Annotated in this window: 21 protein-coding genes and 2 tRNA genes; 12 read left to right on the forward strand and 11 right to left on the reverse strand. The window is 63.7% G+C overall.

What is annotated here, in order from left to right; all coding sequences use genetic code 11:
• Nucleotides 1-21: 21 nt before the first annotated feature.
• Both ACVRRC_RS14185 and ACVRRC_RS14190 read right to left on the reverse strand, forming a co-directional pair.
• The gene (locus tag ACVRRC_RS14185) at nucleotides 22-1,893 is read right to left on the reverse strand and encodes a DUF1302 domain-containing protein (protein ID WP_019406786.1); all 1,872 of its coding nucleotides are present in this window, start codon (nucleotides 1,891-1,893) and stop codon (nucleotides 22-24) included.
• A 523-nt stretch (nucleotides 1,894-2,416) separates the two neighbouring features.
• Complete coding sequence (locus ACVRRC_RS14190; protein ID WP_013983759.1) at nucleotides 2,417-2,974, reverse strand: hypoxanthine-guanine phosphoribosyltransferase; 558 nt, start codon at nucleotides 2,972-2,974, stop codon at nucleotides 2,417-2,419.
• 259 nt (nucleotides 2,975-3,233) lie between these two features.
• Between ACVRRC_RS14190 and upp the strand changes: the two genes are divergently transcribed.
• The 3 genes from upp (at nucleotide 3,234) to ACVRRC_RS14205 (ending at nucleotide 5,517) form a co-directional block, all read left to right on the forward strand.
• Nucleotides 3,234-3,872 carry a uracil phosphoribosyltransferase gene (upp, locus tag ACVRRC_RS14195; protein WP_045157755.1) on the forward strand — a complete coding sequence of 213 codons (639 nt, stop codon included), beginning with the start codon at nucleotides 3,234-3,236 and terminating at the stop codon, nucleotides 3,870-3,872.
• Between the two features lie 2 nt (nucleotides 3,873-3,874).
• The gene (locus tag ACVRRC_RS14200) at nucleotides 3,875-5,134 is read left to right on the forward strand and encodes a uracil-xanthine permease family protein (protein WP_020308402.1); all 1,260 of its coding nucleotides are present in this window, start codon (nucleotides 3,875-3,877) and stop codon (nucleotides 5,132-5,134) included.
• A 74-nt stretch (nucleotides 5,135-5,208) separates the two neighbouring features.
• Nucleotides 5,209-5,517, forward strand: a complete 309-nt coding sequence (locus ACVRRC_RS14205; protein ID WP_019406788.1) for a YkgJ family cysteine cluster protein — start codon at nucleotides 5,209-5,211, stop codon at nucleotides 5,515-5,517.
• A gap of 61 nt (nucleotides 5,518-5,578) precedes the next feature.
• On the opposite strand, the gene ACVRRC_RS14210 is transcribed toward ACVRRC_RS14205, so the two are convergent.
• The 6 genes from ACVRRC_RS14210 to hemA form a co-directional block, all read right to left on the reverse strand.
• Complete coding sequence (locus ACVRRC_RS14210) at nucleotides 5,579-6,097, reverse strand: acyloxyacyl hydrolase (protein ID WP_013983763.1); 519 nt, start codon at nucleotides 6,095-6,097, stop codon at nucleotides 5,579-5,581.
• An 83-nt stretch (nucleotides 6,098-6,180) separates the two neighbouring features.
• Nucleotides 6,181-6,975: a glutamate racemase gene (murI, locus tag ACVRRC_RS14215; protein ID WP_013983764.1), complete on the reverse strand. Its 795-nt coding sequence runs from the start codon at nucleotides 6,973-6,975 to the stop codon at nucleotides 6,181-6,183.
• A complete protein-coding gene (locus ACVRRC_RS14220; protein ID WP_013983765.1) occupies nucleotides 6,968-7,723 on the reverse strand; it encodes a molybdopterin-synthase adenylyltransferase MoeB in 756 nt (251 codons plus the stop codon). Before ACVRRC_RS14220 ends, murI begins: the two co-directional genes overlap by 8 nt.
• Before the next feature lie 24 nt (nucleotides 7,724-7,747).
• Nucleotides 7,748-8,575, reverse strand: coding sequence for a peptide chain release factor N(5)-glutamine methyltransferase (gene prmC, locus ACVRRC_RS14225; RefSeq protein ID WP_196111459.1), 828 nt, complete (start codon nucleotides 8,573-8,575; stop codon nucleotides 7,748-7,750).
• Nucleotides 8,576-8,610: 35 nt separating this feature from the next.
• Nucleotides 8,611-9,693 carry a peptide chain release factor 1 gene (gene prfA, locus ACVRRC_RS14230; RefSeq protein WP_014597505.1) on the reverse strand — a complete coding sequence of 361 codons (1,083 nt, stop codon included), beginning with the start codon at nucleotides 9,691-9,693 and terminating at the stop codon, nucleotides 8,611-8,613.
• Entirely contained in the window at nucleotides 9,690-10,958 is a 1,269-nt protein-coding gene (hemA, locus tag ACVRRC_RS14235) for a glutamyl-tRNA reductase (RefSeq protein ID WP_013983768.1), read from the reverse strand. The genes prfA and hemA overlap by 4 nt, the downstream gene beginning before the upstream one ends.
• A 200-nt stretch (nucleotides 10,959-11,158) precedes the next feature.
• On the opposite strand from hemA, the gene ACVRRC_RS14240 reads away from it, so the two are divergent.
• The 9 genes from ACVRRC_RS14240 (at nucleotide 11,159) to ychF (ending at nucleotide 18,086) form a co-directional block, all read left to right on the forward strand.
• Nucleotides 11,159-12,886, forward strand: a complete 1,728-nt coding sequence (locus ACVRRC_RS14240) for a tetratricopeptide repeat protein (RefSeq protein WP_221292567.1) — start codon at nucleotides 11,159-11,161, stop codon at nucleotides 12,884-12,886.
• A 3-nt stretch (nucleotides 12,887-12,889) separates the two neighbouring features.
• Nucleotides 12,890-13,510, forward strand: a complete 621-nt coding sequence (gene lolB / locus ACVRRC_RS14245) for a lipoprotein insertase outer membrane protein LolB (protein WP_020308412.1) — start codon at nucleotides 12,890-12,892, stop codon at nucleotides 13,508-13,510.
• On the forward strand, nucleotides 13,511-14,371 hold the full coding sequence (ispE, locus tag ACVRRC_RS14250) for a 4-(cytidine 5'-diphospho)-2-C-methyl-D-erythritol kinase (RefSeq protein ID WP_045157752.1): 861 nt from the start codon (nucleotides 13,511-13,513) through the stop codon (nucleotides 14,369-14,371).
• A gap of 19 nt (nucleotides 14,372-14,390) precedes the next feature.
• A tRNA-Gln gene (locus tag ACVRRC_RS14255) sits at nucleotides 14,391-14,465 on the forward strand.
• A 47-nt stretch (nucleotides 14,466-14,512) separates the two neighbouring features.
• Nucleotides 14,513-14,587, forward strand: a tRNA-Gln gene (locus ACVRRC_RS14260).
• Nucleotides 14,588-14,665: 78 nt separating this feature from the next.
• Nucleotides 14,666-15,607 carry a ribose-phosphate pyrophosphokinase gene (locus tag ACVRRC_RS14265; RefSeq protein WP_003294564.1) on the forward strand — a complete coding sequence of 314 codons (942 nt, stop codon included), beginning with the start codon at nucleotides 14,666-14,668 and terminating at the stop codon, nucleotides 15,605-15,607.
• A 119-nt stretch (nucleotides 15,608-15,726) separates the two neighbouring features.
• Complete coding sequence (locus ACVRRC_RS14270) at nucleotides 15,727-16,344, forward strand: 50S ribosomal protein L25/general stress protein Ctc (protein WP_014597510.1); 618 nt, start codon at nucleotides 15,727-15,729, stop codon at nucleotides 16,342-16,344.
• Nucleotides 16,345-16,377: 33 nt separating this feature from the next.
• On the forward strand, nucleotides 16,378-16,962 hold the full coding sequence (pth, locus tag ACVRRC_RS14275) for an aminoacyl-tRNA hydrolase (protein ID WP_014597511.1): 585 nt from the start codon (nucleotides 16,378-16,380) through the stop codon (nucleotides 16,960-16,962).
• A gap of 23 nt (nucleotides 16,963-16,985) precedes the next feature.
• On the forward strand, nucleotides 16,986-18,086 hold the full coding sequence (gene ychF / locus ACVRRC_RS14280; protein ID WP_019406794.1) for a redox-regulated ATPase YchF: 1,101 nt from the start codon (nucleotides 16,986-16,988) through the stop codon (nucleotides 18,084-18,086).
• A 64-nt stretch (nucleotides 18,087-18,150) separates the two neighbouring features.
• On the opposite strand, the gene ACVRRC_RS14285 is transcribed toward ychF, so the two are convergent.
• The 3 genes from ACVRRC_RS14285 to ACVRRC_RS14295 all read right to left on the reverse strand — a co-directional run bounded on the left by ACVRRC_RS14285 (nucleotide 18,151) and on the right by ACVRRC_RS14295 (nucleotide 20,357).
• Nucleotides 18,151-18,354: a hypothetical protein gene (locus ACVRRC_RS14285; RefSeq protein WP_026012537.1), complete on the reverse strand. Its 204-nt coding sequence runs from the start codon at nucleotides 18,352-18,354 to the stop codon at nucleotides 18,151-18,153.
• A 105-nt stretch (nucleotides 18,355-18,459) separates the two neighbouring features.
• Nucleotides 18,460-19,467: a branched-chain amino acid ABC transporter permease gene (locus ACVRRC_RS14290; protein ID WP_013983777.1), complete on the reverse strand. Its 1,008-nt coding sequence runs from the start codon at nucleotides 19,465-19,467 to the stop codon at nucleotides 18,460-18,462.
• Between the two features lie 2 nt (nucleotides 19,468-19,469).
• The gene (locus ACVRRC_RS14295) at nucleotides 19,470-20,357 is read right to left on the reverse strand and encodes a branched-chain amino acid ABC transporter permease (RefSeq protein ID WP_003299777.1); all 888 of its coding nucleotides are present in this window, start codon (nucleotides 20,355-20,357) and stop codon (nucleotides 19,470-19,472) included.
• Nucleotides 20,358-20,370 lie beyond the last annotated feature (13 nt).

The following is a 20,370-nucleotide window of genomic DNA, read 5'->3' on the forward strand; positions in this document are numbered from 1 at the left end:
CCGGACACTTGGCTGGTCTCCTTAGAAGTTCACGCCCACGCTGAACGCGAGGAAGTCGCGGTCAACCAGCGTGTTGTAGTCGCCGCCGAAGAAATCGGTGTAGGACAGGCTGGCGGTGTACATATTCTGGTACTCGGCATCCAGACCAATGCTGACCGCCTTGGAGCCTTCGTTGAACAGACCGTTGGGACCGTAACCGTCGACGTCGTGCGAGAAGGACAGATTGGGCTTGAGGTTGATGCCGGCGAAGACGTTGTTGTAGTCCGCGATGGCGCGCAGGCGGTAGCCCCAGGAATTGGCGGTTACGAAGCCGTGACGGCCGTAGCGGGCCAAAGCGGCTGGATCATCCGGAGTGCCGTAGATAGCGTCACGACCATAGCGCAGCTCGCTGGTGCTCTCGAGGCCGCCGACATGCGTGTAGCCGACCTCGCCCACCACTGTCACCCGACCAGCGCCCAACACCTGATCGAAAAAGTGAGTGAATGTGGTCTGCAGCTGGGTGATTTCCTTGCGGTTGTAACCCCGGTTGTAGCCTCCGAATGTGCTATCGACAGGGGATGTGCCAGGAGCGATCGGGTTCAGCAACGAGCGAGTCACATCCTGAGTATTGATTTGAACAGGTGCGTTAGGCCGGTAGCTAATCTCGCCAGACCAAGCGGTCCCGGTGGGTAGCGTGGTAGAGAAGCTAAGACCGTACAACTGGATGTCTTCCGGATACTCAAGGAAGTACCGCCCGTTCCCGAGCATTACGCTCTGCGCCAGACCGGAGACGGTAGCAGTGTAGGCCGGGTTAGCGAAGCAAGCTGGAGCACCGCCGAGCGCCGAGCACACCTGGCCCAAGATACCGGTGAGCGGACCGGCCAACGGATTGCCGTTGCCGAGCGCCCCCGCTGTTCCGAGGCCAGCCGACTGCGTGCTGACATTCGGAGTACGGCTGTGGTAGTTCATGAAATAGGCGCCATACTCGGTGGCATCACCCAACCAGCGCAATGCAAGACCGAACTGCCCCGAATCACGAGCATCGCGGTCGCCGGCGCGAGGCAGGACCACACCTTCGGACGTAACGTCGAAGCCTTGACCAAACGCTTCTGCGATAGGCTGCAGCGGCGCAATCGCCGGGCTGGCCACGTGATAGTTGGTATCACAACCATCCTGAACGACATCTACGGCAAAGAAGGTGCCACAGTTGTCGGCAACGGTCTGATCCCACTCGAGTTGATAGAACGCCTCCATGCTCAACCGGTCGGTCAGGCTCTGCGAGATGTAGAACATATTGACCGGAATCAGCCCCTCTTTGATCTCGGCGCCTGGACGACGGAACGCTGCGGCGTCCAGCGGGTTGATCGAGTTAATGCTGTTACCGATAAAAGTACTTTCGCCCCAACTCACCACCTGTTTGCCAAGGCGAACGGTCCCCGGCAGGTCACCAATCGAGTAGTTGTGATAGAGGAAGGCGTCCAGAATTTGCGCGCCGGAAGATTGAGCGGCTTCTTTCCGGTTGCTGTCGCTGATGTCCTTGAACAGTCGGCTTTCATCCTTCAGCTCGAAGTCGTACCAGTATTTGCCTCGGACGAAGGCGCCGCTATCGCGATAACGAAGTTCGAGATCGTGTACGCCTTTGAAAATCTTGGAGAAGGTTTCGCCCTTCTTGAAATTCAGACGGCCGTCATCGCCTGTCTGAGTGAAGCCGGTACCGCCGTTATTAACGCCGACCAGATCCATATCGCGATCGGTCGTTGACCAGCTGGCGCCGATCGACATGGACGAGTCGAATTGCCCTTCGATCTCGCCGATATTGAAGTTCACAGCGTAGGCCGGGGCGGCAGTGCCCAGCGCTACGGCGAGAGCTAGAGACTTCGGCTGGAAGATTCCTTGCCTTGTTGTTTTTGTCATGAGGCGCTCCTGGTTGGTTCGAAGTGCGTCAACCCTACCCAGACGCCGAAGGGGGGTTAAGCGCACTAAGGTTTGATTTAGCTTGTAATCCTTTAGTGTTATTAGCCTTCCCAGCAGTGGCTTTCAGCGCGATTAGCTCAGGCCATGCGTACAAGGGACGTTGAGAGCTTAGCCGCGAATGTACGGGCCGCAAACCCCGTCGCAGAGCGTTTGCCGCGCTCAGCTTGAAGAAATGCCAGCCAGTTATCCTAAAGTTCAATTCATGGGAGCGATATCTCGCTCCAAACCACGCGCATGCCACCACCCGGGCGCGTGTATCAGTGTGCTTAGAGCGAGGCGCGAGGACCGACGAGTACCGCTGAATAGCGCGGATCAGCGTTACCTTTGGTGCACTGGTGGGGGGAAACGAAACAGAAAGCAGGCACTACGCCAGCGCGGGCGAGCCTGTAACACAGCCGCGATGTCAGGCGCACCCATTGCGGGCGCGCCCCTGTACAAGGCAAGACGTCGCGCTAAGGGACGTTTACAGGCCTTTTACCGCATAGATTCCGGCGGCGTTGCGCCAGTAGCCCTTGTAGTCCATGCCGTAACCAAAGATGTAGCGGTCGATACAGCTGAGGCCAACGTAGTCCGCCTTCAGATCCGGGCGCGCCTTGCGCTGGTGGTCCTTGTCGATCAGTACCGCGGTATGCACGGCGGCAGCCCCGGCATGACGGCAGAAATCGATGATTGCGCCCAGCGTGTGCCCCTCATCCAGGATGTCATCGATGATCAGCACGTCGCGATCGATGAAGGAAATCTCGGGCTTGGCCTTCCAGAACAGCTCACCACCGCTGGTCTCATTGCGGTAACGGGTCGCATGCAGGTAGGACAGCTCGAGGGGGAAGTTCAGCTTCGGCACCAGCTTGCCGGAGAAGATCAGCCCGCCATTCATGACGCAGAACACCACCGGGTTGCGCTCGGCCAGTTCAGCGTTGATGGTTTCGGCAACCTTGGCGATAGCCGCTTCGACTTGTTCCTCGGTGTACAGGCAGTCTGCCTCGGCCATGACTTGGCGGATATGTGCGAGATCGACGGACATGAAGCGATTCCCCCAGAGAATTTAGTTGGGAGCACCAGCCGGGGCTGGCAGCTCGTGCGGTTGAATCGCCGTAATGCCAGGCGAACCCGGACAGCGAAAAACCTGACCGAACAGCCCAGTTTCGGCCGTTCGCGAAAGGGCGGGGAAGATACCCACCCTCGCCGCGCGCAGCAAGTCCGCTGGCCGGATGACGCACGAATAGCCGCTGACCCGGCGATGCTTTAATCTAAGCCGGTTTATTTGCCCGCCGGAGCCCACAATGCCCATTCGAGAGATCCGCCACCCGCTGATCCGCCACAAGCTCGGTCTGATGCGCCGTGCAGACATCAGCACCAAGAACTTCCGTGAACTGGCGCAGGAAGTGGGATCGATCCTCACTTATGAAGCGACCTCGGACCTGCCGCTGGAACACTACAGCATCGATGGCTGGTGCGGCCCCGTTCAGGTGGAAAAGATCTCCGGCAAGAAGATTACCGTAGTACCGATTCTGCGTGCCGGCATCGGCATGCTCGATGGCGTCCTCAGCCTGATTCCCGGCGCCAAGGTCAGCGCGGTTGGCATTGCCCGCAACGAAGAAACGCTGCAGGCGCAGACCTATCTGGAAAAGTTGGTCCCGGAAATCGAACAGCGCCTGGCGATCATCATCGATCCAATGCTTGCCACCGGCGGCTCGATGGTTGCGACCATCGACATGCTGAAAAAAGCGGGCTGCAAGGAGATTCGCGCGCTGGTCCTGGTCGCCGCACCGGAAGGCATCGCCGCCGTGGCGAAGGCGCATCCTGATGTGCTGATCTTCACCGCATCCATCGATCAGCGCCTGGACGAGCATGGCTACATCGTCCCGGGTCTGGGCGATGCCGGTGACAAGATTTTCGGCACCAAGCAGAAGGACATCTGAGCATGTCGCATCCCGAGGAGCCGGTAGGCCGGCAGGTACTGGCCGGCGCGCAAATGCTGTTCGTCGCTTTCGGCGCGCTGGTGCTGATGCCACTGATCACCGGCATGGACCCCAACGTCGCTCTGTTCACCGCAGGTCTCGGCACGCTCCTGTTCCAGCTGATCACCAAGCGCCAGGTACCGGTGTTCCTTGCCTCGAGCTTCGCCTTCATCGCCCCGATCATCGCCGCCAAGGGTGAGTTCGGGCTGCCGGCCGTAATGGGTGGCGTGGTGGCGGCCGGGCTCGTGTACATGGTGCTCGGCTTCGCCGTGCGCCTGAAAGGGCCGGGCTTCATCGACCGCTTGCTGCCACCGGTGGTCATCGCTCCGGTGATCATTTCCATCGGCCTGGCGCTGTCGCCGGTGGCTGTGAACATGGCCATGGGCAAGGCCGGCGACGGCAGTGCTCAACTCATCCCGTACCACACGGCGATGTTCATCTCCATGCCGGCGCTGATCACCACGCTGCTGGTAGCGGTATTGGGCAAGGGTCTGTTCCGTCTGGTGCCGATTCTCGCTGGCGTCGCTGTGGGCTACGGCCTGTCCTTTGCCTTCGGCGTGGTCGACACCAGCGGCATCGCCGCGGCGCCCTGGCTGGCGATGCCCAACTTCATCACGCCGGAGTTCAACATCGGCGCCATTCTGTTCATGGTCCCCGTAGCCCTGGCTCCGGCGATCGAGCACATCGGCGGCGTGGTCGCCATCGGCAGCGTGACCGGCAACAACTATGTGAAGAAGCCGGGCCTGCATCGCACGCTGCTCGGTGACGGCGTGGCGACGTCCGCGGCCGGCCTGTTCGGTGGGCCGCCGAACACGACCTACGCCGAAGTGACGGGCGCGGTGATGCTGACCAAGAACTACAACCCGAAGATCATGACCTGGGCGGCGATATTCGCCATCGCGCTGGCCTTCATCGGCAAGTTCGGCGCCGGCTTGCTGAGCATTCCGGTACCGGTCATGGGCGGCATTCTCTGCCTGCTGTTCGGCTCGATCGCGGTGGTCGGCCTGAGCACACTGATCCGCCATCAGGTCGACCTGTCCGAAGCACGCAACCTGATCATCGTCTCGGTGACGCTGGTGTTCGGCATCGGCGGCATGGCGATCGGCTACGGCGAGTTCACCCTGTCCGGCATCTCGCTGTGCGCGATCATCGCGCTACTGCTCAACCTGGTGCTGCCCGGCGGCGAGGGGTGGCGCAACAAGCAGCTGAACGAAGAAGTCTGAAACAAACGGCCCCAGCGTCCGCTGGGGCCGCCCCCTTTCCCGCCTGAGTCGCGCACATCGGCTAGACTGCCGCCATGACCGACGCGACTATTGCCCACCGACAACTCGAAGACCCCGTCAGCTGCTCCACCTGCGCAGCGTGCTGCTGCCGTCTCGAAGTCATGCTGTTCGGCGATACCGGCGTACCGCCGCGATTCATCGACAGAGACAGCTGGGGCGGCGAAGTAATGCGTAGGCTGGATGACGGCTGGTGCGCGGCGCTCGACCGGGACAGCATGCGCTGCACCATCTACGCGCAGCGGCCGCTGATCTGCCGGGAGTTCGAACTGGGTTCGCAGGATTGCCGCGAAGAGCGCAAGGGCAGCGCCACGGCGTATGACTGAGACTGCGTGAGCAGGCGCACTGCAGGGCCGGCGAAAGCCCTGCAGGAGGGTGTGTTATCGCTTAGAACGCCACCCGGTAATGCAGGGCGTAGCTCTCGATGCCGTCGTTCGGCTTCTTGATGCCCGCGTTGGAATAGTGGATCGCGCGCACGCCGACTTCATGGCCGCCGGCGAAGCGCAGACCCGCACCGATGCGGTCTTCGAACTGGAACGACGACCCCAGACGGTTGCCCTCCACCTCGGTGTTCTCGAATGCCGCCACGCCGATGCCGGCCTCGACATAAGGCTTGACCGACTGACCGGCGAACTCGTAGACGAAGACCGGAGCCAGCGAAATGCTGTGATTGCTGGTGGACTCGTCGCCCTCCCAGTAGGTGTAACCCGCATCCCAATACCCGGTCAGTCGCCCGACGCTGGTCTGGAACCAGCTCCTGTTGAAGTCGAATTGCGCACCCAGGCGATAGGTCATGGTCGACTCGTCGGTCTGGCCGACCGCAACGGTGAAGTCCACAGCGTGAGCAGCCGCCATCTGCCCGACCGAGAGTGCCGCTACTGCAGCCAGGGTAAACAGTTTTTTCATGGGAACTTCCTTATAAAAACACTGCGTTTGTTTGGTTAATTATCGCCAGCATCAATTGAGAAACTCCGCCGCGGCGGGAGTTCCTACCGGGAGAACAACTCGACCTCTGCATGTTCTCCCCAAAGTGTAGGCAACACGCCGGACATTCGCTGCGGATCGCCACTGCAATAAAACCGCTGACTGGCCTCGCCGCTGCTCAGCAGATGGCGTTCGGCCAGCAGTTCGTGCAAGTGTCGCGCGACGGCCGCCCCGGTATCAATCAGACGGACGTCGCCGGGCAGCAACTGCGCCAACAGTGGTCGAATGAACGGGTAATGGGTGCATCCCAGGATCAGGGTATCGCAGCCCTGCGCCAGCAATGGCCCGACCCACCCTTCGAGCATGGCCCGTGTCTCGTCGCTGGCGAGGTCGCCTGCCTCGATACGCTCGACAAGCCCCGGGCAGGGCTGAGTGATAACGCGCACGTCGCCGGCGAAGCGATCTAGCAACGCAGCGAACCTGGCGCTTTTCAGCGTACCGGTGGTGGCCAGCACGCCTACCACGCCGCTGCGGGTGGCCGCGGCGGCGGGCTTTACCGCCGGCTCCATGCCGATGATGGGCAAATCCGGGTACAGCTCGCGCAGCTCGGTCACACCCGCCGCCGTCGCGGTGTTGCAGGCCAGCACCAGCGCCTTCGCGCCCTGCTCGACGAAAAATGCCGCGATGATGCGGCAGCGCTCGCGGATGTACTCCGGACTCTTCTCGCCATAGGGCACATGAGCGCTGTCGGCCAGATACAGCAGCGATTCGTGCGGAAGGCGCCGGCGAATCTCACGCAGCACCGAAAGCCCGCCGACGCCGGAATCGAATACGCCGACGGGGGCGTTGCAATCACTCATCGGTCGAGCCACACACCGCGCAATGCGGATCGCGCTTGACGCGCAACTCGCGAAAACGACTGGACAGCGCATCGATCAACAGCAGACGGCCGATCAACGGCTCGCCGAATCCGGCCAGCAACTTGAGCGCCTCCAGCGCCTGCAGGCTGCCGACCATGCCCACCAGCGGACCGACCACGCCCGCCTCGCTGCAGGTCAGCTCAGCCTCGCTGCCATGCCCGTATAGGCAGTGATAGCAGGGGCTGGTTTCCAGCCGCGGATCGAACACGGAGAGCTGTCCCTCGAGACGAATCGCCGCACCGCTGACCAGGGGCTTTCGGGCCTTCACGCAGGCTGCATTGACCGCCTCGCGGATGGCGAAATTGTCCGTACAGTCGAGCACCAGATCGACCTGGGCGACCACTGCATCCAGCGAGTCGGCATCCAGCCCGCTGCGATAAGGAATCAGGCGCACATGCGGGTTCAATGCTTCCAGCCGGGCCATGGCCGAATCCACCTTGTGCAGCCCCAGCGAGCGGCTGTCATGCGCAATCTGGCGCTGCAGGTTGGTCAGGTCCAGCGTGTCGAAGTCAGCCAGATGCAGCTCGCCAACCCCTGCAGCCGCGAGATACAGCGCCACCGGCGAGCCGAGCCCGCCGAGGCCGACGATCAGCGCCCGGCTCTGCTTGAGGCGCAGCTGCCCCTCGATATCGACCTGCTTGAGCAGGATCTGCCGGCTGTAACGCAGCAGTTCTTCGTCACTCAGCATCGAGCACCTCGCGTAACAGAAAGGTCATGGCAGCCGCCCGAGACTGACGCGCTCGTGGCCGCCCAGGTCGCGGCGGCTTTCGCACGCCTCGAAGCCGTGCGCCGCCATCAGTGAACGCACCGCCGGCGCCTGATCGAAGCCGTGCTCCAGCAGCAGCCAGCCGCCCGCGGTCAGATGGGCGGGAGCCTGGGCGATGATCGTACGGATGTCGTCCAGCCCGTCCACCCCGGCCACCAGCGCACTCTGCGGCTCGAAGCGCACGTCGCCCTGTTGCAGATGCGGATCGCTGGCAGGAATGTACGGCGGGTTGCTGACGATCAACTGGAAGCGCTCCCCAGTCACCTCGGCGAACCAGTCGCTGCGTGCGAAGTGGGCGTTGCCCAGTCCGAGGCGCAGGCGATTGCGTTCGGCGAGCGCGACCGCGGCCTCGATGCGGTCGACACCGCTGACCTGCCACTGCGGCCGTTCAGCCGCCAGCGCCAGCGCGATCGCACCGGTTCCGGTGCCCAGGTCGAGTACCTGGGCCGGCGTTGCCGGAAGCAGCTGCAGAGCGGTTTCCACCAGCAGCTCGGTGTCCGGACGCGGAATCAGGGTATCCGGCGCGACCTCCAGCTCCAGGCTCCAGAAGCCCTGGCGGCCGAGGATATAGGCAACCGGCTCGCCGCGCCGACGGCGGGCCAGATCAGCCGCGAAGCGCTCGGCAAGGTCGCCCGGCACCTCACGCTCGGGCCAGGTGCGCAGGTAGCTGGTGGACTTGCCAAGGGCGGCAGCGAGCAACCACTCGGCATCCAGCCTGGCGCTCGGCGAATCCGGCAGATCGGCACTGTGCAGCAGGGACTCGATGGTAGGCATGGGATGCTCGTGGAAACGCCGCAAGGCGGCAAGGATCAGTCGCCCAGCGCGGCCAGCTGGTCGGCCTGGTATTCCTGCAGCAGCGGCTCGATGACCTGCTCCACGGCGCCGCCGATCACTTCGTTGAGCGAATACAGTGTCAGGTTGACCCGATGGTCGGTGACGCGACCCTGGGGGAAATTGTAGGTACGGATGCGCTCGGAACGGTCACCGGACCCGACCAGCAGCTTGCGCGTCTCGGATATTTCCTTGTGCGCCGCGGCATCCTGGCGGTCCTGCAACTTGGCCGCCAGCCAGGCCAAGGCCTTGGCGCGGTTCTTGTGCTGGGAACGCTCTTCCTGACACTCGACAACGATCCCGGTCGGCAGGTGGGTGATGCGAATCGCCGAATCGGTCTTGTTGACGTGCTGGCCGCCGGCGCCCGAGGAGCGGTAGGTGTCGATGCGCAGGTCGGCCGGATTGATTTCCACGGCCGCCTGCTCGTCCGGCTCCGGCAGGACCGCCACGGTGCACGCCGAGGTGTGGATACGCCCTTGCGACTCAGTTTCCGGCACACGCTGCACGCGGTGCGCGCCGGACTCGAACTTGAGCTTGGCGTAGACGTTGTCGCCCTCGACGCGGGAAATCACTTCCTTGTAACCGCCGTGCTCGCCCTCGCTCTCGGAAAGGATCTCCACGCGCCAGCCCTGTTTCTCGGCGTAGCGCGAATACATGCGGAACAGGTCGCCGGCGAAGATCGCCGCCTCGTCGCCGCCGGTACCGGCGCGGATTTCCAAGAACACGTTGCGCCCGTCGTTCGGGTCCTTGGGCAGCAACATGCGCTGCAGATTGGCTTCCAGGGTTTCGAGCTGCGCCTTGGCCTCGGCCACTTCCTCCTCGGCCATCTCGCGCATGTCGGGATCGCTGTCCTTGAGCAGCGCCTGGGCGCCTTCGAGATCCTGCTGGACCTTGCACAGCTGGCGATAGGCGACGATCACCGGCTCGACCTCGGCGTATTCGCGCGAATAGGCGCGGAAGCGGTTCTGGTCACTGATGACCTCGGCATCGCCGAGCAGCGCGGTGAGCTCTTCGAAACGGTCCTGCAGGATGTCCAGCTTGTTCAGCAGCGAAGCTTTCATGTCTTTTCCGTGCCCTCGTGCAGGGCGAAGAGTTCCTGGGCCATGCTCAGCGCCTCGACGCGGCCCTCGGCGGAGAGTTTTTTCAGCTGCACGCTGGGGGCATGCAGCAGCTTGTTGGTCAGCCCCCGGGCGAGCTGGGCGAGGACGTCCTCGGCGCTGGCGCCATTGGCCAGCAGACGCTGGGCCTTGCTCAGCTCGTCGTCGCGAATTCGCTCGGCATGCTGGCGGTAGGCCTTGAGCACATCCACTGCGGCCAGCTCGCGCAGGCGCTGCATGAAATCCTCGGTACCGGCGGCGACCAGCTCCTCGGCGGCCTGGGCAGCACCCTGACGGCTCTTGAGGTTTTCCGCGACCACCTCGTGCAGGTCGTCGACGGTGTAGAGATAGACATCATCCAGCTCGCCGACCTGTGGCTCGATGTCCCGCGGCACGGCGATATCGACCATGAACATCGGCTTGTGCTTGCGCCGCTTCAGCGCCTGCTCCACCGCACCCTTGCCGAGGATCGGCAGCTGGCTGGCGGTGGAGCTGATGACGATGTCGCTGTTGTGCAGCTCTTCCGGGATGTCGGCGAGCAGGATCGCCTGCGCTCCCAGCTCCGCCGCCAGGGCACTGGCGCGCTCGAGGGTACGGTTGGCGACGACGATCTTCTTCACGCCCTGCTCGTGCAGGTGGCGCGCCACCAGGGTGATGGTTTCGCCGGCGCCGATCAGCAGCGCCTGGCTGCGCTGCAGGTTACTGAAGATTTGCCGCGCCAGGCTGACCGCGGCGAAGGCCACGGACACCGGGTTCTCGCCGATGGCCGTGTCGGTCCGCACGGTCTTGGCCGTGCTGAAGGTGGCCTGGAACAGTCGCCCGAGTAGCGGGCCGATACTGCCGGCCTCGCGGGCGACCGCGTAGGCAGACTTCATCTGCCCGAGAATCTGCGGCTCGCCCAGCACCAGCGAGTCGAGCCCGGAGGCGACGCGCATCATGTGACGCACGGCCTGGTCGTCGACGTGCACATAGGCGCAGGCCTTGAGTTCGTCGAGGCTGAGGCGGTGATAGTTGGCCAGCCAGGCCAATACCGCGTCGGCTTCCAGCTGATCCTGCTGCAGATAGAGCTCGCTGCGATTGCAGGTCGAAAGAATCGCGGCCTCGCGGGTGGGCGTGACGCGGCACAGCTGGCGCAAGGCCTCGACCATCTGATCCGGCGTGAAGGCTACGCGCTCGCGGACGTCCACCGAAGCGGTCTTGTGATTGATGCCAAGCGCGAGGAAAGCCATGCAGAATCGCTGATTCGATAACGGAGCGCGCAATTCTCCTACTTCGCCAGATGGAGAACAACCATTGCCCTCGATTGTCGGATTCGATTGGTACGGCCGAATGCCGGCCAAACCGGCCTACGCGCCCCATGGGGCCATGGGCTTGCCCTGCGGCTTGTGTCATCATGCCGCGACCGCACACCAGCCGTACATTTCCCTCTATGAATAGACTCGCCGCACTTGCCGCCCTGCTGATTCTCGGCGGCTGCCAGACCTTCACCCAGCAAGCGCCGGAAAGCGGCCCGCCGGTCGAGGACGCTGCGCCGGAGGCCGCCGCCAGCGAGGTCACCGAGTACGGCTCGTTCACCCGTCAGTCCCTCTATGCACTGCTGGTCGCGGAACTCGCCGGCCAGCGCAACCGCTTCGATATCGCTCTGGGCAACTATGTGCAGCAGGCACATGCGACGCAGGATGCCGGTGTCGCCGAGCGCGGCTTTCGCATCGCCGAATACCTCGGCGCCGACCAGGCTGCGCTGGACACCTCGCTGATCTGGGCACGCAATGCACCGGAGAACCTCGACGCCCAGCGCGCCGCCGCCGTGCAGTTGGCGCGCGCCGGGCGCTACGAGGAATCCATGGAGTTCATGGAAAAGGTCCTGCAGGGCCAGGGCGACACGCACTTCGACTTCCTCGCCCTGTCGGCTTCGGAAACCGATCCGGACACCCGCGCCGGCCTGCTGCAGAGCTTCGACAAGCTGCTGGCCAGGCACCCGGACAATCCGCAGCTGTCCTTTGGCAAGGCCGTACTTCTGCAACAGGACGATCGCAGCGAGGAAGCGCTCGCCCTGCTGCAGAAGCAGCCGGCCAAGCAGCGGCAGATCCCCTCCATCCTGCTCGAGGCGCGCCTGCTGCATAGCCTGCAACGCAGCGACGAGGCCCTCACACTGCTGGAGAAAAGCCTGCGGCAGCATCCCGAGGACAAGCGCCTGCGCCTGACCTATGCGCGCCTGCTGGTCGAACAGGAACGCCTGGAAGACGCCATGGGCGAGTTCGCCACCCTGGTTCAGCAGTACCCCGCCGACGATGACCTGCGCTTCTCCATGGCCCTGGTCTGCATGGAGGCCGAAGCCTGGCGCGAAGCCACCGTCTACCTCGAGGAGCTGGTCGAGCGCGGTAGCCATGTCGATGCTGCCCACTTCAACCTTGGCCGCGCCTATCAGGCCATGGGGCGGAATGCCAAGGCACTGTCCGCACTGGCGCAGGTTGGCCCAGGCAACGAGTTCCTCCCGGCGAAGCTGCTGCAGAGTCAATTGCTGTATTCCGCCAACCGCGACGAGGAAGCCTCCGCGGTGCTGGCCGACGCCCGTCAGCAGCAACCCGACTATGCCATCCAGCTGTATCTCATCGAGATCGAAGCCCTCTCCGAGCACGACCGCACCGAGCAGGCCTGGAGCCTGGTCGAGCAGGCGCTCGACGAATTCCCCGACGACCTCAACCTGCTGTATACCCGCGCCATGCTTGCCGAGAAGCGCGGCGACCTGGGCCAACTGGAACGTGACCTGCGCTTCATCATCGAGCGTGAGCCGGACAATGCCATGGCGCTCAATGCCCTCGGCTACACCCTCGCCGACCGCACCGATCGCCATCAGGAAGCACTGCAGCTGATCAAGCAGGCCTACCAACTCAACCCCGATGACCCGGCAATTCTCGACAGCCTCGGCTGGGTCAATTTCCGTCTGGGCAACCTCAGCGAAGCCGAGGCCCTGCTGCGCAAGGCCCTGCTGCGCTTCCCCGACCACGAAGTGGCGGCGCACCTGGGCGAGGTACTCTGGACCAAGGGTGAACGCAGCGAGGCCCGCGCGGTCTGGTCGAAGGCACTCAAACTACAACCCGACAGCCAGATCCTGCGCGAAACGCTCAAGCGGCTGACCGGATCGGAGAAGCCCTGAGCCATGACCCTGCTGAAAAAACTCGTCGCCCCCTGCCTGGCCCTGCTGCTCGCCGGCTGTGCCGGCATGGGCCCGCGCGAATCGGTCGAAGGCCCCGGCAACGCGGCGGCCTGGAAGGTGCACCGCAGCCAGGTCGAGACCCTCGACGGCTGGCAGATCAGCGGCAAGATCGGCATCCGAGCGCCGCAGGAATCCGGCAGCGGCACGCTGTTCTGGCTGCAGCGCCAGGAGTATTTCGATATTCGCCTGTCCGGCCCGCTTGGCCGCGGCGCCACCCGACTGACCGGCCGACCGGACGCCGTTTCACTGGAAGTGGCCGGCCAAGGCCGCTTCGAAGCGGATTCGCCGGAAGCGCTGGTAGAGGCTCAGCTCGGCTGGCAATTACCGGTATCGCACCTGCTGTGGTGGGTTCGCGGCCTGCCCGCACCGGACAGCCGCAGCCGCCTGAGCCTGGACAGCGACAGCCGCCTGGCGCGCCTGGAGCAGGACGGCTGGCAGGTGAACTACCTGGCCTACGCCGAGCACAACGGCTTCACCCTGCCCGAGCGCATCCGTCTGGAAGGTCATGACCTGCAGATCACCCTGGTGGTCAAAGACTGGCAACCACGCCAGCTGGGCCGCTGAATGCAGGTACTGACCCTGCCGGCGCCGGCCAAGCTCAATCTGATGCTGCACATCACCGGGCGTCGTGCCGATGGCTATCACGAGCTGCAGACCCTGTTCCAGTTCCTCGATTACGGTGACGAACTGGTCTTGCGTCCGCGAGAGGACGGGCAGATCCGCCTGCTCACCGAATTGCCAGGCGTCGACCACGACAGCAACCTGATCGTCCGTGCCGCACGCCTGCTGCAGCGCGAAAGCGGCTGCGCGCTGGGCGCCGACATCCAGCTGACCAAGCGCCTGCCCATGGGCGGCGGAATCGGCGGCGGCAGCTCGGATGCCGCCACCACCCTGGTCGGCCTCGACCATCTGTGGAATACCAGACTTGGCGAAGATCGCCTGGCCGAACTGGGCCTGAACCTCGGGGCCGATGTACCGGTGTTCGTTCGCGGTCGCGCGGCCTTCGCCGAAGGCGTCGGAGAGCGCCTGCAACCGGTCGATCTACCCGAGCCCTGGTTCGTCGTCATAGCGCCGCAAGTCTCTGTTAGTACAGCGGAAATATTTGCCGACCCGGAGTTGACACGTAATACCCCGGCCATTACAGTTCGCAGCCTTCTTGCAGGGGGCGGTCATAACGACTGTCAGCCGGTGGTCGAGAAGCGTTATCCCGAAGTTCGTAACGCTTTGAGCTTGTTGAACAAATTCGTTCAGGCAAGGATGACCGGCACTGGAGCTTGTGTGTTTGGGAGCTTCCCAAACGAGGGCGAGGCTGATAAAGTCCGCCGCCAACTTCCAGCCACTTTGCCGAGTTTCGTGGCCCGCGGCCGCAACGTCTCGATGTTGCACCGAAGCCTGGAACGGATGGCACAGGAAGCGAGTGCGTAGCACAAGGGTTGTACGATACAGGGGCGTCGCCAAGCGGTAAGGCACCAGGTTTTGATCCTGGCATGCGTTGGTTCGAATCCAGCCGCCCCTGCCATAACCTTCCAAGGTTCGTACGATCAGCGCACTAGAAGTTGACCCTACAGGGGCGTCGCCAAGCGGTAAGGCACCAGGTTTTGATCCTGGCATGCGTTGGTTCGAATCCAGCCGCCCCTGCCATACACTTGAAGCTGTTCAAGAGCTCGCCTTTTGAACAGCTTTTTATTCATCGGACCCACCCTCAGGCAGGTACTGCGCGTGTCCAAGATGATGGTCTTCACGGGGAACGCCAACCCCGATCTGGCCCGGCGTGTCGTACGTCAGCTGCATATCCCCCTCGGTGATGCCTACGTCGGAAAGTTTTCCGACGGTGAAATCAGTGTCGAGATCAACGAGAACGTTCGCGGCAAGGACGTCTTTCTGATTCAGCCGACCTGCGCGCCGACCAACGACAACCTGATGGAACTGGTGGTGCTGGCCGATGCCTTCCGCCGCTCCTCGGCTTCGCGCATCACCGCGGTGATCCCCTACTTCGGCTATGCCCGTCAGGATCGCCGTCCGCGTTCGGCCCGTGTGCCGATCAGCGCCAAGGTCGTGGCCGACATGCTCGACGTCGTCGGCGTCAACCGCGTCCTGACGGTCGACCTGCACGCCGACCAGATCCAGGGTTTCTTCGACATGCCGGTGGACAACATCTACGGCTCGCCGGTCCTGGTCGACGACATCCAGGCCCAGCGCTTCGAGAACCTGATGATCGTCTCCCCCGACATCGGTGGCGTGGTGCGTGCCCGTGCCGTGGCCAAGTCCCTCGGCGTCGACCTGGCGATCATCGACAAGCGTCGCCCGAAGGCCAACCAGTCCGAAGTGATGCACATCATCGGTGACATCGAAGGCCGTACCTGCATCCTGGTCGACGACATGGTCGACACCGCCGGTACCCTCTGCCATGCCGCCAAGGCGCTGAAAGACCATGGCGCTGCCAAGGTCTACGCCTACTGCACGCACCCGATCCTGTCCGGTCGCGCCATCGAGAACATCGAAGGCTCCGTGCTCGACGAGCTGGTGGTGACCAACACCATTCCGCTGTCGGCCGCCGCCCAGTCTTGCACCCGAATTCGCCAGCTGGACATCGCGCCAGTGGTGGCTGAAGCGGTACGCCGCATCAGCAATGCCGAATCGATCAGCGCGATGTTCCGCTAAGCGAACGCTTGGCACACCGCACTGAACGTAATGTGCCCCGCCTCGCGCGGGGCTTTTTGCCCAACAGCCCGAGCGCTGGTCGCAAGCGCGACGGGTAATGTTGTTACTGGAGAAACGAAATGACCGATTTCACCCTGAATGCCCAAGTGCGTTCCGACCTGGGGAAAGGTGCGAGCCGCCGCCTGCGTCGTAACGCCGCCCTGGTTCCGGCCGTCATCTATGGTGGCGACAAGGCCCCGCAGTCCATCAGCATCCTGGCCAAAGATCTGGCCAAGCTGCTGGAAAACGAAGCCTCCTTCAGCCACGTGCTGAGCATGAACGTCGACGGCCAGACCGAATCCGTTCTGATCAAGGCCCTGCAGCGCCATCCGGCCAAGAGCTTCGTCCTGCACGCCGACTTCGTTCGCGTCGTTGCCGGCCACAAGCTGACCGCTACCGTACCCCTGCACTTCATCAACCAGGAAACCTCGGTTGGCGTGAAGCAGCAAGGCGGCGAAATCCTGCACAACCTCAACGAAGTCGAAGTTTCCTGCCTGCCGCAAGACCTGCCGGAATTCATCGAAGTCGACATGGCCAACGTCGAAGTCGGCCAGGTTCTGCACATGACCGACATCAAGCTGCCGAAAGGCGTTGAGCTGGTTTCCCTGGCCCACGGCAGCGACCTGCCGGTTGCCAACGTTCACGCTCCGCGCGTGAGCAAGGAAGACGCTCCGAAAGAAGAAGGCGCTGCCGAGTAATCCACTCGCCTAGCCGAAGAAGGGGCCCCCGTCGTGACTGCCGTAAAACTGATCGTCGGCCTGGGAAATCCAGGCCCTGAATACGACCAGACCCGGCATAACGCGGGGGCCCTTTTCGTTGAGCGTCTGGCTGCCCGGGAGGGCGTCTCGCTCAGCAACGATCGCAAGTACTTCGGTCTGGTCGGCAAGTTCAGCCATCAGGGCGAAGACATCCGCCTGCTCATCCCCACCACCTACATGAACCGCAGCGGTCAGGCGGTGGCGGCACTGGCCGGCTTTTTCCGAATTCCTCCCGAGTCCATCCTGGTCGCCCACGATGAACTCGACATGCCCCCCGGCGTCGCCAAGCTCAAGCAGGGCGGCGGTCATGGCGGGCACAACGGGCTGCGCGACATCATCGCCAAGCTCGGCAACCAGAACAGCTTTCATCGCCTGCGCCTGGGTATCGGCCATCCGGGCCACGCCAGCCTGGTCAGCGGCTACGTGCTGGGGCGGGCGCCGCAGGCCGAGCGCGAGAAGCTCGACGCCAGCATCGACTTCGCACTGGATGTCGTGCCGGAAATCCTGGCCGGCGACTGGACGCGCGCCATGCAGCGCCTGCACAGCCAGAAGGCCTGAACCTAACCCGAGGCAAGATCACCATGGGATTCAACTGCGGCATCGTCGGTCTGCCCAACGTCGGCAAGTCCACCCTGTTCAACGCCCTGACCAAGTCCGGCATCGCGGCGGAGAACTTCCCCTTCTGCACCATCGAGCCGAACAGCGGCATCGTGCCGATGCCCGATCCGCGTCTCGACGCGCTGGCGGCCATCGTCAAGCCGGAGCGGGTGATCCCGACCACCATGGAGTTCGTCGACATCGCCGGCCTGGTCGCCGGCGCGTCCAAGGGTGAAGGCCTGGGCAACAAGTTCCTCGCCAATATCCGCGAGACGGATGCGATTGCACATGTGGTGCGCTGCTTCGAAGACGAGAACGTCATCCACGTCGCTAACAGCGTCGATCCCAAGCGTGACATCGAGATCATCGACCTCGAGCTGATCATGGCCGACCTCGACAGCTGCGAAAAGCAGCTGCAGCGCGTCGCCCGTACCGCCAAGGGCGGTGACAAGGAAGCGGTGGCGCAGAAGGCGCTGCTGGAGAAACTGATTCCCCACCTCACAGAAGGCAAGCCGGCCCGCTCCCTGCTGAAGAATTTCAGCGACGAGGAAAAGCGTCTGGCCAAGACCTTCCACTTGCTGACCACCAAGCCGGTGATGTACATCGCCAACGTCGCCGAGGACGGCTTCGAGAACAATCCGCACCTGGACGTGGTCAACGCCATCGCCGAGGAAGAAGGCGCCATCGTCGTGCCGGTCTGCAACAAGATCGAGGCCGAGATCGCCGAGCTGGACGATCTGGAAGAGATGCAGATGTTCCTCGAGACCATGGGCATGGACGAGCCGGGCCTGAACCGCGTGATCCGCGCCGGCTACGAACTGCTCAATCTGCAGACCTACTTCACCGCCGGGGTGAAGGAAGTTCGCGCCTGGACCGTCAAGGTCGGCGCCACGGCGCCGCAGGCCGCCGCCGTGATCCATACCGACTTCGAGAAGGGCTTCATCCGCGCCGAAGTCATCGCCTACGACGACTTCATCCAGTACAAGGGCGAAGCCGGCGCCAAGGAAGCCGGCAAGTGGCGCCTGGAAGGCAAGGAATACATCGTCAAGGACGGCGACGTGATGCACTTCCGCTTCAACGTCTGAGTACGCTCGACGCTCGCCTGAAGGCCCCGACTCGTCGGGGCCTTTTCGTTTCCGCCTGAGCCGGTTACAGCGGCCCTGGGTCGGGAACTGGCTCTGGTGGTGGCGCGACTTTCTCCAGCTGTTCGAGGACTTCTTCCGGCAGCTCGTCCGGGCCATCCAGCTCGGTGTCGCTTTCGGCATCGTCCAGATCGTTGAGCGGCGATTCGTCGGCGCGCCAGGGCCAGGGCCAGGCGCGATGGGGATGGGTCAAGTGTTCGCGGGCAAGCATGGTCGTGTCTCCCGGTGAGGCCTGGAAGATTAGGCAGGCATCCACGCGCAGGGTTCGCGGCAGCTGCATCGCCAGGCGGCGCGCCGCTGCCGCGTGCGTATCTCGCTACTTGAAGTTGCGCTTCACCAGCCGCTCCAGCCAGCCGACGATGCCGGAGCGGAACAGCAGCACGCAGAGCACGAAGATCACGCCGAGAATCACGTGCACCCATTCGCCCAGCGGTCCGTTGGACAGGTAGCTCTGCAGCGTCACCACCACCGTGGCGCCCACCAGCGGGCCGAGGATGGTGCCGACCCCGCCGAGCAGGGTCATCAGGATCACCTCGCCCGACATGTGCCAGTGGGCGTCGGTCAGCGAGGCCAGCTGGAACACCACGGTCTTGGTCGAGCCGGCCAGCCCCGCCAGCGCCGCCGAGATGACGAAGGCCAGCAGCTTGTGCCGATCGACGTTGTAGCCCAGCGACACGGCGCGCGGTTCGTTCTCGCGGATGGCCTTGAGTACCTGACCGTACGGGGAGTGGATGGTGCGCTGGATGATGGCGAAGCCGAGCACGAACACCGCCAGCACGAAGTAGTACATCGCCAAGTTGTTCTTCATGTCGACAAGGCCGAACAGGTGCCCGCGTGGCACACCCTGCAGGCCGTTCTCGCCGCCGGTGAACGGCGCCTGGACGAAGACGAAGAACACCAGCTGCGCCAGAGCCAGCGTGATCATGGCGAAGTAGATGCCCTGCCTGCGGATCGCCAGCATGCCGAACAGCGCGCCGAGCACCGTCGAGGCCAGGGTGCCGGCGAGGATGCCCAGCTCGGTGCTGAGTCCGCTGTAGCTGCTCAGCATATAGCCTGTGATGTAGCCACCGGTGGCGAAGAACGCCGCATGGCCGAAGGACAGCAGACCCGCGTAGCCCAGCAGCAGATTGAAGGCGCAGGCGAACAGCGCGAAGCACAGCAGCTTCATCAGAAACACCGGGTACACCGCCAGCGGCGCCAGCAGCGCGATCACCAGCAGCACCGCATAGAAGATCTTCTGCCGCCGCGCCGCCGCATGCCGGCGCTCGCGCACCACGCTGGCCTGCAGCACCGAGGCCGCCTGGGTATTGGCCGTATTCGTCATGCTCATGCCTCCTTCCCGAAGAGTCCCGCAGGACGAATCAACAACACCGCCACCATGACCAGAAACACCACGGTGTTGGCCGCCTCCGGGTAGAAGACCTTGGTCAGCCCCTCGATCAGGCCCATGGCGATACCGGTAACGATGGCGCCGAGGATCGAGCCCATGCCGCCGATCACCACCACGGCGAACACCACGATCAGCAGATTCGAGCCCATGCCCGGCGTCACCGCGTAGATCGGTGCCGCCAGCACGCCGGCGAAGGCCGCCAGGGCCACGCCATAGCCGTAGGTCAGGGTCACCAGCAGCGGTACGTTGATGCCGAAGCCCTGCATCAGCTTGGGGTTCTCCGTACCGGCACGCAGATACGAGCCCAGGCGGGTGCGTTCGATGACGTACCAGGTCGCCAGGCACACCACCAGCGCGGCGACGATCACCCAGGCGCGGTAGGTCGGCAGGAACATGAAGCCGAGGTTGAAGCCGCCGCGCAGCAGTTCCGGCATCGGGTAGGACGAGCCGGACACCCCGAACAGCTTGACGAAGCTGCCCTCGACGATCAGCGCCAGACCGAAGGTCAGCAGCAGCCCGTAGAGATGGTCCTCATTGGCGATGCGCCGCAGCAGCCCGCGCTCGATGGCCATGCCGAGGCAGCCCACCAGCAGCGGCGACAGCACCAGTGCGACCCAGTAGCTCACGCCCAGGTAGTTCAGCCCGAGGAAGGCGACGAAGGCGCCCAGCATGTACTGCGCGCCGTGGGCGAAGTTGATGATGCGCAGCAGCCCGAAGATGATCGCCAGGCCCAGGCTCAGCAGCGCGTAGAACGCCCCGTTGATGAGGCCGAGCAGCAGCTGCCCGAGCAGCACGCTCAGAGGAACGCCGAATACGAGAGTCATGGTTCACCACCCA

The sequence above is a fragment of the Stutzerimonas sp. LR2 genome (assembly GCF_055755175.1).

What these genes read in the sequence shown, in the direction of transcription:
- upp (WP_045157755.1), top strand. Translation starts at nt 3,234, where the DNA reads ATGCCCATTCGAGAGATCCGCCACCCGCTGATCCGCCACAAGCTCGGT.
- ACVRRC_RS14200 (WP_020308402.1), top strand. Translation starts at nt 3,875, where the DNA reads ATGTCGCATCCCGAGGAGCCGGTAGGCCGGCAGGTACTGGCCGGCGCG.
- ACVRRC_RS14285 (WP_026012537.1), bottom strand. Translation starts at nt 18,354, where the DNA reads ATGCTTGCCCGCGAACACTTGACCCATCCCCATCGCGCCTGGCCCTGG.
- ACVRRC_RS14290 (WP_013983777.1), bottom strand. Translation starts at nt 19,467, where the DNA reads ATGACGAATACGGCCAATACCCAGGCGGCCTCGGTGCTGCAGGCCAGC.
- ACVRRC_RS14190 (WP_013983759.1), bottom strand. Translation starts at nt 2,974, where the DNA reads ATGTCCGTCGATCTCGCACATATCCGCCAAGTCATGGCCGAGGCAGAC.
- ACVRRC_RS14185 (WP_019406786.1), bottom strand. Translation starts at nt 1,893, where the DNA reads ATGACAAAAACAACAAGGCAAGGAATCTTCCAGCCGAAGTCTCTAGCT.
- ychF (WP_019406794.1), top strand. Translation starts at nt 16,986, where the DNA reads ATGGGATTCAACTGCGGCATCGTCGGTCTGCCCAACGTCGGCAAGTCC.
- ACVRRC_RS14240 (WP_221292567.1), top strand. Translation starts at nt 11,159, where the DNA reads ATGAATAGACTCGCCGCACTTGCCGCCCTGCTGATTCTCGGCGGCTGC.
- hemA (WP_013983768.1), bottom strand. Translation starts at nt 10,958, where the DNA reads ATGGCTTTCCTCGCGCTTGGCATCAATCACAAGACCGCTTCGGTGGAC.
- prmC (WP_196111459.1), bottom strand. Translation starts at nt 8,575, where the DNA reads ATGCCTACCATCGAGTCCCTGCTGCACAGTGCCGATCTGCCGGATTCG.
- prfA (WP_014597505.1), bottom strand. Translation starts at nt 9,693, where the DNA reads ATGAAAGCTTCGCTGCTGAACAAGCTGGACATCCTGCAGGACCGTTTC.
- ACVRRC_RS14295 (WP_003299777.1), bottom strand. Translation starts at nt 20,357, where the DNA reads ATGACTCTCGTATTCGGCGTTCCTCTGAGCGTGCTGCTCGGGCAGCTG.
- ACVRRC_RS14270 (WP_014597510.1), top strand. Translation starts at nt 15,727, where the DNA reads ATGACCGATTTCACCCTGAATGCCCAAGTGCGTTCCGACCTGGGGAAA.
- ispE (WP_045157752.1), top strand. Translation starts at nt 13,511, where the DNA reads ATGCAGGTACTGACCCTGCCGGCGCCGGCCAAGCTCAATCTGATGCTG.
- lolB (WP_020308412.1), top strand. Translation starts at nt 12,890, where the DNA reads ATGACCCTGCTGAAAAAACTCGTCGCCCCCTGCCTGGCCCTGCTGCTC.
- ACVRRC_RS14210 (WP_013983763.1), bottom strand. Translation starts at nt 6,097, where the DNA reads ATGAAAAAACTGTTTACCCTGGCTGCAGTAGCGGCACTCTCGGTCGGG.
- ACVRRC_RS14205 (WP_019406788.1), top strand. Translation starts at nt 5,209, where the DNA reads ATGACCGACGCGACTATTGCCCACCGACAACTCGAAGACCCCGTCAGC.
- murI (WP_013983764.1), bottom strand. Translation starts at nt 6,975, where the DNA reads ATGAGTGATTGCAACGCCCCCGTCGGCGTATTCGATTCCGGCGTCGGC.
- ACVRRC_RS14220 (WP_013983765.1), bottom strand. Translation starts at nt 7,723, where the DNA reads ATGCTGAGTGACGAAGAACTGCTGCGTTACAGCCGGCAGATCCTGCTC.